The following is a 14147-nucleotide window of genomic DNA, read 5'->3' on the forward strand; positions in this document are numbered from 1 at the left end:
GCCGGGGTTAATAATTTCCAGCATAACCCACGTTGGCAAGGGGCAGGCACTTTTTTGCCAACTGTCAGCCATTATGTCTCACCACGAACGGAATATCAATCACTTACACCGTTCGCCCTGAGCTTGTCGAAGGGCTTCGTGACTTTTTACGACACCATCAAGGAGGAGCGAAAAAAAAGGCGGCCACGAGATGTGGCCGCCCGATGAGCGGATTCTACATTTATGAGGACCTCTTACAAAGTCATTAAATATCGTAGTAAAGGAAGAACTCATAGGGATGAGGACGAAGCCGGACGGCGTCGATCTCGTTCTCCCGCTTGTAGGAGAGCCAGGTATCAATGACATCCTGGGTGAAGACGTCTCCTTTCAAAAGATACTGATGATCTTCTTCCAGGGCGTTCAAGGCCTCGTCAAGAGAACTCGGGACGGAGGGAACGCCGGCCAGTTCTTCCGGTGAGAGGTCATAGATATTCTTGTCGAGAGGATCGCCCGGATCGATTTTGTTCTCGATTCCGTCCAGTCCCGCCATGAGCATGGCCGAAAAGGCGAGGTAGGGATTGCAGGTTGCGTCGGGGAACCGCAATTCCACCCGTTTGGTCTTGGGGTTGGCCGAGTACATCGGAATTCTGAGCGCCGCACTCCGGTTCCGGGAAGAGTAAGCCAGATTGACCGGCGCCTCGTAGCCCGGCACGAGCCGCTTGAAGGAGTTGGTGGTCGGGTTGGTGAAGGCGACCAGGCTGGCGGCATGTTTCAGAATCCCGCCCATGAAGTGGAGACCCAGGTCGCTCATGCCGCCGTATTTGTTTCCGGCGAAGAGCGGTTTGCCTTCCTTCCAGATCGAGACATGGGTATGCATCCCCGAGCCGTTGTCCCCGAAGACCGGCTTCGGCATGAAGGTCACGGTCTTGCCGTGCTGGAGAGCGACATTTTTGATGACATATTTATACCGGAGGAGCTGGTCGGCCATCTTGGACAGCGGCGAGAATTTCATGTCGATCTCCGCCTGGCCTGCCGTGGCCACTTCGTGGTGCTGGGCTTCGATGATGATCCCCATCTCCTCAAGCTTGAGGGTCATCTCGGAGCGGATGTCCTGCTGGCTGTCGGTCGGGGGCACGGGAAAGTATCCTTCCTTGTGGCGCGGTTTGTACCCTAAGTTCGGGTTCTCTTCCCGACCGGTGTTCCAGATCCCCTCTTTGGAGTCGACGAAGTAATAACCGCACTGGGCGTTCTGGTCGAAGCGGATATCGTCGAAGATAAAGAATTCCGCCTCGGGGCCGAAAAAGGCCGTATCGCCGATCCCCGTTGATTTCAGATAGGCCTCCGCCTTGTGGGCGATGTGCCGGGGGTCACGGGAGTAACGTTCCTTCGTGATCGGATCGACGATGTCGCAGATCATGATCAGGGTCGGATGCTGGGTAAAGGGATCCATCAGGGCCGTATCGGGGTCGGGGATGACCAGCATGTCCGAGGCGTTGATGGCCTGCCAGCCTCTGATGCTCGATCCGTCGAAACCGAGGCCTTCCTCGAAGATCGATTCTTCCAGTTCATGGATCGGAACGGAGAAATGTTGCCAGAGTCCCGGAAAATCCATGAACCGAAGATCGAGTATCTTGGCTCCATTTTCCTCGGCGAACTTCAAAACCTCTTTGGGTGTCATGGTGCGTCTCCTTCTACTGGTTATAATTTTGGATAAGGAAGGGATCAGAGGGCCTCTTTCCCTTTTTCTCCCGTCCGGATTCGAATGACCTCCTCCACGGCGATCACGAAGATCTTTCCGTCCCCGATTCGGCCGGTGTTGGCCGTCTCCTGGACCGTTTCCACTACCTGCAGAACCATTGCGTCATCGACAACCACTTCGATCTTGATCTTGGGGAGAAAGTCGACGACATATTCCGCGCCCCGGTAAAGCTCCGTATGTCCTTTCTGCCTCCCGAAGCCCTTCACTTCGCTGACGGTAATCCCCTGGATGCCGATTTCATTGAGGGCATCCTTGACCTCTTCCAGCTTGAAAGGTTTGATGATTGCTTCTACCTTTTTCATTGACAGCTCCTTTCATGTTTGAGGATCCGAGGAAAGCCGAAGTTACCATAAAAAAGTTTTCCTTGTAAAGTTCCAAATAAACAAAAATGCAAGGGATGTGCCAATTTTATCCTTTCTTGTATTCTCCGCGCAACCGTTTGTTTCTCAAGATCTTTTGTTTTTTTTACGGCGGAATCCCGCCGCAGAGCAGGTTTTTCTGATATGTAATTAAGCATTCCGGTATCATTGGGTCGGTGAATTGCCCCTGAAAAAGGCATTGCAATTGATTATCCCGGGGGAGTCAATGCTTTTCGTACCTTTTTTGAGAGGTCCCGAAAATCGAGCTTTTTCAATTTTGCACCCTTGCGGGTTCCCCGGTCTTTGTAGTTGAGGGACCCGAAAAAACGAAAATAGGCCGTGTAGAGGCTTTTGTTCTTCCCGGTCAGGACCCGACCGGCCAGCGGAACCTTGCGTACCAGCTTTGTGGCGATGGAGAAGGGTTCGGCGGCGATATAACAGTCGATGCCATGATTGAGGAAGTCGAAACTTCCCGTGGCCCGGATATCATATTTGATCCGGATCGGGATGGCCGCCGTCAGACGGTCAAGGGTGAGACCCGAGACATCGAACTTATGGTATCCCCGGATGGAGAAGTTGCTGGAATGAAACTTCCCGTCGGAGAGAGTGAAATCGCCCCGCATCCCGTCATGTTCCACGATCAGGAATTTTTCGTTTTTCCTGCCGAGCATGATCTCCATCCGCTGAATGATGTCCCGGGTGATCTGAAAGAGGACGTTCCGCTCTTTGGTTGCCTTGATCTTCAGATGGGCCGTGCCGGTCATCTCCCGTGCGGTCTTCTCCAGGTTCGGGTAAATCTTTCCGGTCACGCCGATCGAGCCGGAAATCTCGCCGGTATAGAAGGCCCGGTTATGAGGAAGGAGCTGGAGATACTTCTCAGCGCTGACCCCCTGGATGTTGACCTTGCCCCTGAATTCGGGTTCCTTTCCGTTCGTGAAGTCGATCATGCCTTTGCCCTTGACCGACCCGTCGAGGCCGCGGGCGGTAAAGACCGGAATCGAAAGGTGGCCTTCTTTCAAATGAAGTTTTGCCCGGAAGTCCTCCAGTTTGAGGAGACCGGCCCGAACATGGTTGAAGTGAATCGTGGCTCGGAAATCGAGTTTCCGGAAGGAGTCTTCAGGTTTCTTTGATTCCTCCGGGCGATTTTGCCCCAGGGTTTTGATCCGCTGCAGCAGGTTCACGGAGGGGACGTGGATATGGAATTCCGGCCGGGGGGCCTTCCGATGAGGCAGGTTCATATCAAAGGTAATGGGGATACCGTCCCATCGGCAGTGAAATCCCTTTGCGGTCACCCGTTGCCCTGAGAACAGGAGGGTCCCCGACAATCCCCGGAGGGGATCAGGGGTATGCGGAAGTCGAAGCGTGACGTCCCGCAACATGATTTGTCCATTTAATTGTGAGGACCCCGGTCGGCCGAATCGATAGCTCCCTTCCAGCTTTCCATGAAGAGAACCGTCCGTTGTCTGCGGCGCCAGAGCCGGGATCATCCCGGCGAGCGGTTTCAGAGAGAGAGACGGGACTTTTACGGCAAAGGTGAGGCGCGGGTCAGGCGGGTCCGTTATGGTCCCGGAAAAGACCAGCGTTTCGTTCCCGAGTGTAAGGCGTGCTGTTTTGAGAACCGATTCTTTTTCCCGTCCGTGGGATCCCGAAAAATCGAGCAGAAGAGGAGTCCCCTCTTTTTTCTGCAGCCGGTTCGGGATCATGACGGCGGGGCGGGTCAGATCGAAGCGTCCCTGAAATTGCAGATCCTCCGGAGGTCCTTCGATCTTCAGCGTCAGGTCCGGGACCCCTTCCGTGAATGTAAAACGATCCTTCAGGAAGGGAAGAAACCGGATCAATTCTTCCGCCGTGGGCCTGGAATCAACTCTGAGGTTGAGGATCGGTCCCTTCTCGAAGAGACGGTCGATCTTTCCTGTGAGGGTGACGGGGAGGGTGTTGATCTCTGCTTTCAGTTGGAACGGTGTGATCCGGCCCGAAGCAAAGGTGATCGGTCCCTCCAGTCCCGACAGGAAGACGGGGGCTGCTGGAAGATTGAAACCGGCATGGATCAGGTTCACCGTGCCGGTCAACTTCAACGGCGGGGGGGAATGGTCCGTTCGTTGCAGACGGATGTTCAGGTTGGCATATCCTTCCATTTTCGGGATTTGTGCCGGAAAGAGTTTCCCCCGATTTTCCTCCGGCAGCCTCAACAGTAATTGCGCCGCCTCTTCCAGGTTCAGGCGTCCGTTGATCCGCAGATCGGTGTCCGAGGGGTTTGTAAAGGCGAGGGTTCCCGTCAGGTTCCGGAAGAGGGATCGTCCGTAGAGACCCCGGAGATGATCGAAACGGAGGCTTCCGCCGGCCCAGGTCAGGTTCCCGTTCACCTTTTCCAGGGGGAGCAGCCCCTCCCCAGGGAAGGCTCCGAAGTCGTGAAAAGCGATTTTAAGTCGAACCCGGGTGTTCTCCGGTTCAGGTTTTGCCGTTTTTTCTTTTGTGTTGCGGGTGATCTCCAAAAGAGGAATATCCAGAGTCCCGGTTGTCTTCCCCGGTAGAAAAGAGCGGGTGAACTCTTTCGGTAATATTTTATCCGGGGCATACTGCTTCAGCCGTGCCGGGGGGAGACCGGCTGCGTGAAGAAAAAGGCTGAAACCGGGGAAGTCGGCTGCTTCCGTCCGGTAGGTGCCGTGTCCCCAGAAGGTCAGACCGTCCACCGTCATTTCCAGACTTCTCGCTGCAATCAGCCCGCGGTCCCTCTGGAGCATGAAGGATAGCGATGCCTTTTCGCCGGTGACCGGATGCGAAGCATAGGCGGGGAGGTGGAGCCGGAACCTTTTCAGGGAAATGTCTCCCGACAGAGTTAGCACCCCTTCCCTATTCCGGGCAAGATGACCTTTCAGGTTCACGGTTCCGGAAAGGAGATCGAGTTGCAGTTTTTCCTTCAGGTAGGGACGGATCATCGCCGGCGGAATTCCCCGGGCGGAGAACGCAACAGCAAGGACCGGCCGGTGCAGGTCGATTTTTCCGGATGTGCGGTCCACCTGCCCTTCTGCGGAAAAGGGGCGACTCTCAAAACGTCCGTGGGGGAACTCCCCCCGGATCTTGAAGAAAATGGGGGTGTTGCCGGAAAGTCCCCGCAGGGAAATATCCATATCCCGGAGCTTGACCGGAGATGGAGATCCCGGATGGAGACGATCCGGAATTTCCAGGGAGGCCTTTTCCAGGATCAGGGAGTCGATCGGGAGGTGTGACGGCAGAGAGAGTCTGGGAGAGGCATTCCGACGGAAAGCGGAAAAAGGGGATCCCGGGAAATGCCGGCTGCCGTTTTTGCCGCGTTCCAGCCGGAAACGGGGATGCTTCAGGAGCAGTTTGCCGGGGACCACCTTCCCGCGGAGAAGCGGCAGAAGTTTCAGGCGGGCCTCCAGACTGTCGGACCGGAGCCATTCCATGTTGGTCTTGCGGTCCAGGAGATGGAGGCCGATGAGCCGAATGGAAGGGGCCGGCAGAAGGCCGAATCGAACCTCCTCGATAATCGTTTTAGCCTGGAGTTCCTTCCCCAGTTCCCGCTCCACCCGGGTGCGGATCATGTTCGCGGGCAGAATGAACCGAAGGCCCCACGGCAACCCGAAGAAAAGCAGAATGAGCCCCGTGATAAGAAGGAGGAAAAATTTTTTTTCCCTGAAGATCGTCAGAGCCATGGTTGTACGATGAGTACCTTCCGGTTTGCGGATCCTTGCGGGAGCGTCATGGGAGGGAGGGCCTCCGCAGTTTTTCAGCTCTCCGTACTCTAAACAAACGTCGTTGTCTTTGTCAATGTTTTCCCGGGATGAATTTGTCCTGTCTTTCAACCAGCGCCGACCTCAATGATTCCCCGGATTTCCCCTGTACGGGGAGAGAAACCGATTTTCCCTTTTTCATCGGGGGAGGCCTGTGCTATATTGATCTACGCCAACGGGAGAAAGGATTGAAAACGATCTATCTCGATCACAACGCAACGACCCCCATTGCTCCGGAGGTGATCGAGGCGATGGGGAACAGAGCGAAAAAATTCTGGGCCAATCCGTCGAGTGGTCATCTTGCCGGTCGTGCGGCCGCAGAGGAGCTGGCCCGGAACCGGGAGGCGATTGCCCGTTTCATCGGGGCCGTCCCCCCGGAGATTGTCTTTACCGCCGGCGGTTCCGAGGCGGACAATCTCGCTCTTCTCGGCGCTGCGCGGGCGAACCGGCAAAAGGGGCGGCACATTCTTGTCTCGGCCGTGGAACACCATGCCGTCCTGAAGAGCTGTGAGGTCCTGGAGGGGGAGGGATTTGAAATCGGAGTCCTCCCGGTTGACGGCAAAGGGAGGGTCGGACCGGAGACAGTCAAATCCGCCCTCCGGGACGACACGATTCTCGTTTCCGTCATGCATGCCAACAACGAGGTCGGGACGATCCAGCCGATTGCCGAAATCGGGAAGATCCTTCGGGATCGGAGGATCCTCTTTCACAGCGATGCCGCCCAGAGTGTGGGGAAGATCCCCGTGGATGTGGACGCAATGCACGTCGATCTCCTGACCTGTGCCGCCCACAAGATCTACGGTCCCAAGGGGACGGGCTTTCTCTATGTTCGCCGGGGGATCTCCCTGACACCGCTTCTCCATGGCGGCGGGCAGGAAGGAGGACGGCGGGCGGGGACGGAGGATCTTCCTTCCATCGCCGGGCTGGCCTGCGCTTTGCAGCTCGCCTCCGCAAGGATGGTGCAGGAGCGGGAACAACTGACCCGGATGCGGGAGTGCTTTTTTGAAATGTTGTCAGGGGCCGTGAGGGGAGTGACCCGGAACAGCCCGAAGGAGGGGAGCCTCCCCGGTACCCTGAGCGTTGCCGTTGAGGGGGTCGCCGGCGCGCAGCTTCCGGACCGTCTGAGCCGGGAAGGGATCTGTCTTTCCGCCTCGGCCGCCTGTACATCGGAAAGTGTCGTCGCCTCCCATGTCCTGACCGCCATGGGGATTTCACCCGAGAGGGCGGCGTCGACCCTCCGGATTTCCTTCGGACGCTCCAACCGGGAAGAAGAAATTCCGCGGGTGGTCAAGGCGATCAAATCGGCGGTTCATCAACTCAGATTGCGAAAGGAACAATCATGATCATAATCCCGGCCATCGACCTGAAAGAAGGGCGCTGCGTGCGTCTCATTCAGGGTGATATGAATCAGGAAACGGTCTATTCCGACAACCCGCCGGAGATGGCGAAGCACTGGGAATCCCTCGGGGCTGAGCTGCTTCACGTCGTTGATCTCGACGGCGCCGTGGAAGGACGTCCGGAAAATCTCCCGGTCGTACAACAAATCGTCAGGGAACTATCGATCCCCGTTGAGGTGGGGGGCGGGATCCGGACGATGGAGACGATCGGGGCTTATCTTGACGCCGGGGCGGCACGGGTGGTCATCGGGACGAAGGCCGCCGAGGATCCGGCGTTCCTGGCAGAGGCCTGCCGGAAATATCCGGGCAGGATCGTCGCCGGGATCGATGCCAAAAAAGGGTACGTTGCGGTTCGGGGCTGGACGGACACGACAAAGCAGCGGGCCGTCGACCTGGCCCGGACGATGGAGGGGGCCGGCGTGACCGCCGTCATCTTTACCGATATCCAGCGGGACGGCATGGAGACGGGGCCGAATATCGCATCGACGAAGGAACTGGCCGAAGCGGTCGGTATCCCCGTCATTGCCTCCGGCGGGATCTCGGGCATTCCGGATATTGAGAACCTCCTCAAGATAGAATCGGCCGGTGTAACAGGCGCCATTACGGGCCGGGCGATCTATACGGGGGCCCTCGATCTTGCCGAGGCGATCGCTCTTACCCGGAAAGGGAGGGAATAGATGCTGGCCAAACGGATCATTCCCTGCCTCGATGTGCGGGAGGGGCGGGTTGTCAAAGGGGTGCAGTTCGTCGGGATACGGGATGCCGGAGACCCCGTGGAGGTGGCCCGCCTCTATGACGCGCAGGGGGCGGACGAACTGACCTTCCTCGATATTACGGCCTCCCATGAAAAACGGGGAATCATGATCGATGTGGTCCGGCGCACCGCCGAAGAGGTCTTCATGCCTCTGACGGTCGGGGGCGGAATCTCCTCCATCGAGCATATCCGGGAACTCCTCAATGCCGGAGCGGACAAGGTTTCAATCAACACGGCCGCCGTGCGAAATCCCGATTTCATCCGGGAGGCGGCCGAACGGTTCGGCAGTCAGTGCATCGTGGTGGCCATCGATGCCAAGCGGGTCTCCGACGAGCCGGTAAAATGGGAGATCTTCACTCATGGAGGGAGAAGGCCGACCGGTATCGACGCCCTCGACTGGGCGGAGAAGATGGTCGAACTCGGTTCCGGTGAACTGCTCGTGACCAGCATGGACCGGGACGGGACGAAGGTCGGTTACGACAATGAACTGAACCGGGCGATCTCGGAGCGGACCCGCGTTCCCATCATCGCCTCGGGCGGTGTGGGGGAACTCAGGCATCTCTATGACGGCATTATCGAAGGGAAGGCCGACGCCGTCCTGGCCGCCTCGATCTTTCATTACCGGGAGTTCACCGTGGGTCAGGTCAAGGAGTACCTGAAGTCCCTGGGAGTCACGGTCCGACTGTAAAACGAAGTTATCGCAGGAAACACATCATGTCCGACGCCGAAATTCTCCGGCGGATCTACGAGGTCCTGCTGGAAAGAAAAAAGAGCCTCCCCGATGCGTCCTATACGGCGTCTCTCTTCCGGCAAGGGGAGGATGCGATTCTCCGGAAGGTGGGCGAGGAGACCCTGGAGGTTCTGCTGGCCTCCAAAGCCGGTGTGGAATCCGAGATCGTTCACGAAACGGCCGACCTCTATTTTCATCTTCTGGTTCTTCTGGCCCATCACGGGATCCCGCTTGCTCGAATCTATGCGGAGCTTACGGACCGCTTCGGGAAACGGAGGGACCGGGATCAGCGGGAGAAATGATGGTGTTCTTTTTCCAACGTCGTTCATGTTCATCCTCTTGTAAAAATGAAAGGAGACCTATGCGTTGGTTCATGTTTTTTCTCGTGCTTGCTCTCTTCATCAGTGCCTGCTGTCTCAAACCGAACATCCCCTGCATCCCAATCCTGTAAGGAAGCGAGGCCGCCCATGTTGTCGGTTTTCTCGATTCGCCCTCAGGGATTCTATTCGTAAATCCGGTGATATTTGAGTGCCGAAGGGCGGCCTCCTCCCGGTGCGTCACAGGATTTGCGAACGGGACCGGTTCCTCTCTCCAATACATTTCTGCAAAAAAAAAGACGGTACAACACTTGCAAAATAAAATCTCTGTGATATAAATGGTGATGTTTTTGTTCTGGAATATTCCGTAGTTAGAATATTCTTGATGGGTTTTTTCTTTCCAGCAGTTTGTTTTTCCCTCCGGAAGCAGGAAGCGGTCGGGGGTGATCGCAACCGATCTTACTTTGAAACCTGACATTCACCGAGAAGATGAAATGTAGAGCTATGCGTACCCGTTGAGTTGAACTGTCGTGGCAGAGGAGGGCCGGATGGAAAACACAATACTCTTTGTTGATGATGAGGCTGTTATCTTACGGGCGTTACAGATGGTCTTTACCCGGGAGGGGTACCACACCCTGACGGCCACCAGCGGAGAGGAGGCACTGAGGATTCTCGAAGACGAGGAAGTAGATGTCGTCATCTCCGATGAAAAGATGCCGGGACTCTCGGGGATTGAACTTCTTTCCCGGGTGAAAGAGAAATACCCCGACAAGATCCGGATCATTCTAACGGCTTTCGCGGAGATCAATACCGTTCTCTCCGCCATCAACCAGGTTGAAGCCCACCGCCTGATTATCAAGCCCTACCGGAACGATGAACTGGTGACCACCGTACGGGAACTCCTGGCCCGGCTGAAGCAGAAGCGGGCAAACGAACAGTCCCTTGCCGCGGCAAACCGGGAGTCGGAATTTGCCTACCGTGCCACGCGGATCATCTGTTGCATGGATCTTTCTCTCCGGGACAAGTACCGTCGGATCCTGAAACTCATGGAGGACTATATCCAGGCCCGGACCCTTTCCCTTATGATCCTTCACCCGGAAAAAGAGGAACTTGTCGTTCAGGCCGCGAGCAACGAACGATTGTTGGGTCTGCGGAAATCGCTGTCGGAGAACAGCATTGCCTCCTATGTGGTCCGGGAGAAGAAGCTCTTCCACAAGCCGGAAGGCGAGCGCTATCCCCATGGATTTTCCCATCACGACAATACCGTCTCCCGCTATCAGTCGGACAACTTTCTCTCCGTCCCGGTGATGGACGACCAGCGGATCGTCGGGGTCTTCAACATCACCGACCCGGTTTCCGGAAAGATCACCTCCGGTACGGAAGAGACCGTCTCCCACCTGATGCGATGGGTCGGTGTCATGGTACACCCCTCCTTGGCGAACCTTCCCCAATCCGATGGCTGAACCGCGTGCAGCCGGCGGAAGAACCGATCCCCTCCGGATTGTACTTGTGTCGGCCGGGTATGACGGACGCAAACCTTGATGGTCTCGTAAAAAGTCGTTTTTCGGATTCCGTTCATGGTTCGACAGGCTACCGAGCATGGTGAGCCGGTCGAACCACACGAACGGAATATCAATGACCGTTCGCCCTGAGCACGCCTGTCCTGAGCTGGTCGAAGGGTCGAAGGGTCGAACGGACTTTTTACGACTTCATCAACCTTCAGTCTTCGGTTTTCAGTAAGTCCGGGGGATTTATAGGTCGAGGATTCGCCCTTCACGGTTTTCGGTATCATAAAGGGCTGCGGTGGAACGGCCGTAGAGCCATCCCCCGGTTTCTCCGGGATTGATGACAAGGGTCCCGCCGTGCCGCTCCAGCAGGGCTTCGTGCGTATGGCCGAAGACGACCAGGTGGTAAAGGCCGCTCTTTACGATTGCCTCCAGACCGTAAGGTTCATGAAGGATCATGATCCGATGCTCGGGGAGGGTCAGTTCAAACGGGGCGGGATGGACACGCCCTTCGGCCGTTTTCGACAGCAGGACCCGGTCGCCGTCGTTGTTCCCGAAAACGCCGACAAATTCCGGGGCACTCTTCAGAAGTCTTCGGAGTACGAAGGGAGCGATATAGTCCCCGGCGTGCAGGAGGAGTTCGATCCCTTCCTTCCGGAGGCAGGTCAGTGCATATTCCAGATGGTCCACATGATCGTGACTGTCGGCGATGATTCCGATCTTCATGAAAAGCAATATAACATGGTGCAAGAGGGCGAGGCAAGATGCGAGAGCGATTCGAGCGGGTTTTTCCACCTCTTCCGGGGGAAGAATGGTTTCGATGGAACGGATGAAGCGCTTCTTTTTCCGGTCAACATTGTTGAGGTTGGCCACCCAGTCGGTTTCCAGCTTCTTTTGATCGGCATCGAAGATGTCGGCGATGGTGGCGATCCGGGAGCAGAGATGGAGCTGCTTCCCCCGGTACTGAAGGGGATAGCCGCCGGATCCGTCAAAATGAATATGGTGTTCAAATGGAGAATCTCCAGGTTTTCTTCGATCCTTTCCGCTGTGGTACCGATCTTCGGGAATTCGGGAGGATAGAGGGTAAAAGCGGAAAGGAGCAAGGCGATCGAATGCACCAGTCCTTCCGCTCCATCCTCTACGGTCTCGCCTGCCGACGGAATCAGATTCCTTTGTATATCGAAATCCATAACTTTTATTATACGAGCCCTTTCAGGACCTGGGTGCAGATTTGCTGTACCCGCTTGTTTTTATTCGCCAGCCCCTCCTTAAGGACCCGGCCGGCCTTGGGCGAGCCGATTCGTTTCAGGGCGACAGCCGCCGCCTTCTGGAGGCCGGGTTCCATTTGATTTTGCCGGTTCAAAAGGAGCCTGCGAATGATCGGCACAACCCGGTTGCCCCCGATCCGGGAAAAGGTGTGCAGAACCTCCCTCGGTACCTGAAAACGTTCATGGGCAATCAGGGGAAGGAGTGTGTCGATACAGGAGGCATCGCCGATTCTTCCCAGGATCATCACGACATTACGTACCAGGTACCACCGGTCATCCTTGAGAGCCGGCAGCAGCACCGGCAGGGCCTCCGTTCCCAGCAGGACCAGGAGGGTGGCGATTCTCTTCCGGCCGGTCAGGCTCTTCTCTTTGGCCAGCAACTGAACCAGTAGTGAGGCCGCTTCATGGGGACGGTTGGTCGTCAAACCCTTCAGAAATTCATACTCGTCCTTCTTCAGATGACCGATGTTCCTCAGGACAACTGCATACCAGGATTCTTCCTCCATTTGTAAAAGCACATTGGTCATCGTTGCCCGCTTTGAGGTCGCGGGAACCCTTTCCGGGGAGAATGCCTCCCGAAGAAGCGAAAAGATCGACGTCAGATTTCCGGTCAGCGCCTCCTCCGTTAAGACCTCGCGAAGTTCTTCAAGGCAACTACGGAGCTGGTCCGGTCGATCTTCCACTCGAATCAGGTCGAGCAGGACCTCCCGGTTCCGGGCGGCAATCCGCTCTTCACTCAGAGATGCCTGAATTTCCAGAAGGGTTTCCCGGTCAAAAAAGACAGGCAGATCGGGAAGGTTGCCGGTGTGGAGGTCCTCAAGACCCTGATGATAATCCCGGGACATGAACTGCTTTTCGGAACCGGACAATAAAAAGGTACGGATTTGCTCCCAGACCTCCGGGGAATAACTTCCCCGCCGGCCGTTTTTTTTGCGGGTTCCGGCCTTTTGCAGGAGCGTCTTCTCCCGATCGCTCCCCTTCAGCATGTCCTGAAAGACCGAAGTAATCCGGTTATCGATCTTCCCCTCTTTTACAACAGCACCGGCCAGGACCTCCAGGACCATATCATCGGAGAAGTGGGAAAAGGTCTTCCGGAGAGCATTGAGGCCTTTCTCATCGTTCCCCTTTTTCAGAATCTGCGAGACCAGGCCGCCGGAGAACTCTTTCCGCTGGGTATCGTCGAGGTTCTCAAAGACCTTCCGCTGAACTTCGGCGCAGGCCTTGGCATATCCCCCGCCTTCTGAAGGCGTGTCCGGATGGTCTTTGACCATCGACAACATGGCCTGCAAACCCTCCGGATTTTGCAGGGAATCGGACATTTCCTGCAACGCCTCGTTATCCCCTTCCTGGACCTTCCGGACCAGGCTGCGCCAGAAGTTTTTTTCTTCCCTATCGGGATTATCTCCGGATTGCTCCAGGATCTTTTTGTAATCGATAAGGGTCGGCACGATATGGGTCGCCCCCCCCTCTTTCAAGGCCTGATCGAAGGATCCGGTGGATTTGCTGTCATCCGGGGGCCGGGCGAGGAGTCGGCCGAAGAGGAGCAGTTCCTCCCGGGTCAGGCCGGGATCGACTCTCAGCGTCAGCAGACCCACCCCATGCAGGCGCCGGGCGAGATCACTGGAGAAATGGTGCTCTTTGTCGTCCTCTCCGGTGAGAATGACCTCTTCCTCGGAGATGCCGAAGGAGAGGGGGCCCCGGGACCGGAGAAACCCTTCGAACTTGCGATAGGTGCGTTCCACGGCAGGAGCCACTGCAGGATGTTCCGGAGGATAAAGGCTCAGGATCTTCAGAAAAGCTGAAATTTCCCTGAATATCCCCTGGATCTCATCAAGATAGACTTTTTCTTCAGCAGAAGGTCTGGACAAAGTCGATTCTCCTCATATCAACTTAAATTATAACACCCCTCCTTCGAGAAAGACAAATTTTTTGCGGCACGATTATGACAATCGTGTGAAAGACAAAAATCTTGTGGGGAGGATAAGAATATGATAGATTTAAGCAAAATCAGGGTCTTGTATCTTCCGGTTGTTATGATCGAATGAAAACGTGCGGAAAAAGTCCTTTCTTCAACGGCCGATTGATTGGACAACATTTATGACGAAGAACGGGAAGGACCAAAGAAAATCCAATCGAGTCCCCGTATCGATCCGGATTGATTATTCCACCGTTGATCAGTTTTTCTGGGATTTCGCGCGTAATATCAACGAAGGAGGGCTCTTCGTCGAGTCGAACCATCCCTTGCCGGTCGGTACAACGGTACAGCTCAAGTTTTACCTGCCGAACCGGGATGCTCCGCTGAATAGCACGGGAGAGGTTGTCTGGGT

11 protein-coding genes are annotated in these 14147 nt (G+C 56.0%); 6 read left to right on the forward strand and 5 right to left on the reverse strand.

Annotated elements, in window-relative coordinates:
* Positions 1-244: 244 nt before the first annotated feature.
* The 3 genes from glnA to GXP58_11940 all read right to left on the reverse strand — a co-directional run bounded on the left by glnA (position 245) and on the right by GXP58_11940 (position 5771).
* Complete coding sequence (gene glnA, locus GXP58_11930) at positions 245-1657, reverse strand: type I glutamate--ammonia ligase (GenBank protein NOY54303.1); 1413 nt, start codon at positions 1655-1657, stop codon at positions 245-247.
* A gap of 44 nt (positions 1658-1701) precedes the next feature.
* On the reverse strand, positions 1702-2040 hold the full coding sequence (locus GXP58_11935) for a P-II family nitrogen regulator (protein ID NOY54304.1): 339 nt from the start codon (positions 2038-2040) through the stop codon (positions 1702-1704).
* Between the two features lie 266 nt (positions 2041-2306).
* The gene (locus GXP58_11940; GenBank protein ID NOY54305.1) at positions 2307-5771 is read right to left on the reverse strand and encodes a DUF748 domain-containing protein; all 3465 of its coding nucleotides are present in this window, start codon (positions 5769-5771) and stop codon (positions 2307-2309) included.
* A 266-nt stretch (positions 5772-6037) separates the two neighbouring features.
* Between GXP58_11940 and GXP58_11945 the strand changes: the two genes are divergently transcribed.
* The 5 genes from GXP58_11945 to GXP58_11965 all read left to right on the forward strand — a co-directional run bounded on the left by GXP58_11945 (position 6038) and on the right by GXP58_11965 (position 10510).
* On the forward strand, positions 6038-7192 hold the full coding sequence (locus GXP58_11945; GenBank protein NOY54306.1) for a cysteine desulfurase: 1155 nt from the start codon (positions 6038-6040) through the stop codon (positions 7190-7192).
* The gene (hisA, locus tag GXP58_11950; protein ID NOY54307.1) at positions 7189-7923 is read left to right on the forward strand and encodes a 1-(5-phosphoribosyl)-5-[(5-phosphoribosylamino)methylideneamino]imidazole-4-carboxamide isomerase; all 735 of its coding nucleotides are present in this window, start codon (positions 7189-7191) and stop codon (positions 7921-7923) included. The genes GXP58_11945 and hisA overlap by 4 nt, the downstream gene beginning before the upstream one ends.
* Complete coding sequence (gene hisF, locus GXP58_11955; protein ID NOY54308.1) at positions 7924-8688, forward strand: imidazole glycerol phosphate synthase subunit HisF; 765 nt, start codon at positions 7924-7926, stop codon at positions 8686-8688.
* Between the two features lie 26 nt (positions 8689-8714).
* Entirely contained in the window at positions 8715-9032 is a 318-nt protein-coding gene (locus GXP58_11960) for a phosphoribosyl-ATP diphosphatase (protein NOY54309.1), read from the forward strand.
* A gap of 563 nt (positions 9033-9595) precedes the next feature.
* Positions 9596-10510 carry a response regulator gene (locus tag GXP58_11965; GenBank protein ID NOY54310.1) on the forward strand — a complete coding sequence of 305 codons (915 nt, stop codon included), beginning with the start codon at positions 9596-9598 and terminating at the stop codon, positions 10508-10510.
* 288 nt (positions 10511-10798) lie between these two features.
* Here GXP58_11965 and GXP58_11970 read toward each other — a convergent pair whose 3' ends face one another.
* Complete coding sequence (locus GXP58_11970; protein NOY54311.1) at positions 10799-11425, reverse strand: metallophosphoesterase; 627 nt, start codon at positions 11423-11425, stop codon at positions 10799-10801.
* Between the two features lie 325 nt (positions 11426-11750).
* Positions 11751-13688, reverse strand: a complete 1938-nt coding sequence (locus tag GXP58_11975) for a HEAT repeat domain-containing protein (GenBank protein ID NOY54312.1) — start codon at positions 13686-13688, stop codon at positions 11751-11753.
* Between the two features lie 229 nt (positions 13689-13917).
* On the opposite strand from GXP58_11975, the gene GXP58_11980 reads away from it, so the two are divergent.
* The coding region (locus tag GXP58_11980) for a TIGR02266 family protein (protein ID NOY54313.1) at positions 13918-14147 on the forward strand (230 nt) is incomplete at its 3' end.

The sequence above is a fragment of the Deltaproteobacteria bacterium genome (genome assembly GCA_013151235.1).
Lineage (GTDB): Bacteria > CG2-30-53-67 > CG2-30-53-67 > CG2-30-53-67 > CG2-30-53-67 > JAADIO01.

Coding starts and splice junctions, on each gene's coding strand:
- glnA (NOY54303.1), bottom strand. CDS start 1,657: ATGACACCCAAAGAGGTTTTGAAGTTCGCCGAGGAAAATGGAGCCAAG.
- GXP58_11935 (NOY54304.1), bottom strand. CDS start 2,040: ATGAAAAAGGTAGAAGCAATCATCAAACCTTTCAAGCTGGAAGAGGTC.
- GXP58_11940 (NOY54305.1), bottom strand. CDS start 5,771: ATGGCTCTGACGATCTTCAGGGAAAAAAAATTTTTCCTCCTTCTTATC.
- hisA (NOY54307.1), top strand. CDS start 7,189: ATGATCATAATCCCGGCCATCGACCTGAAAGAAGGGCGCTGCGTGCGT.
- hisF (NOY54308.1), top strand. CDS start 7,924: ATGCTGGCCAAACGGATCATTCCCTGCCTCGATGTGCGGGAGGGGCGG.
- GXP58_11960 (NOY54309.1), top strand. CDS start 8,715: ATGTCCGACGCCGAAATTCTCCGGCGGATCTACGAGGTCCTGCTGGAA.
- GXP58_11965 (NOY54310.1), top strand. CDS start 9,596: ATGGAAAACACAATACTCTTTGTTGATGATGAGGCTGTTATCTTACGG.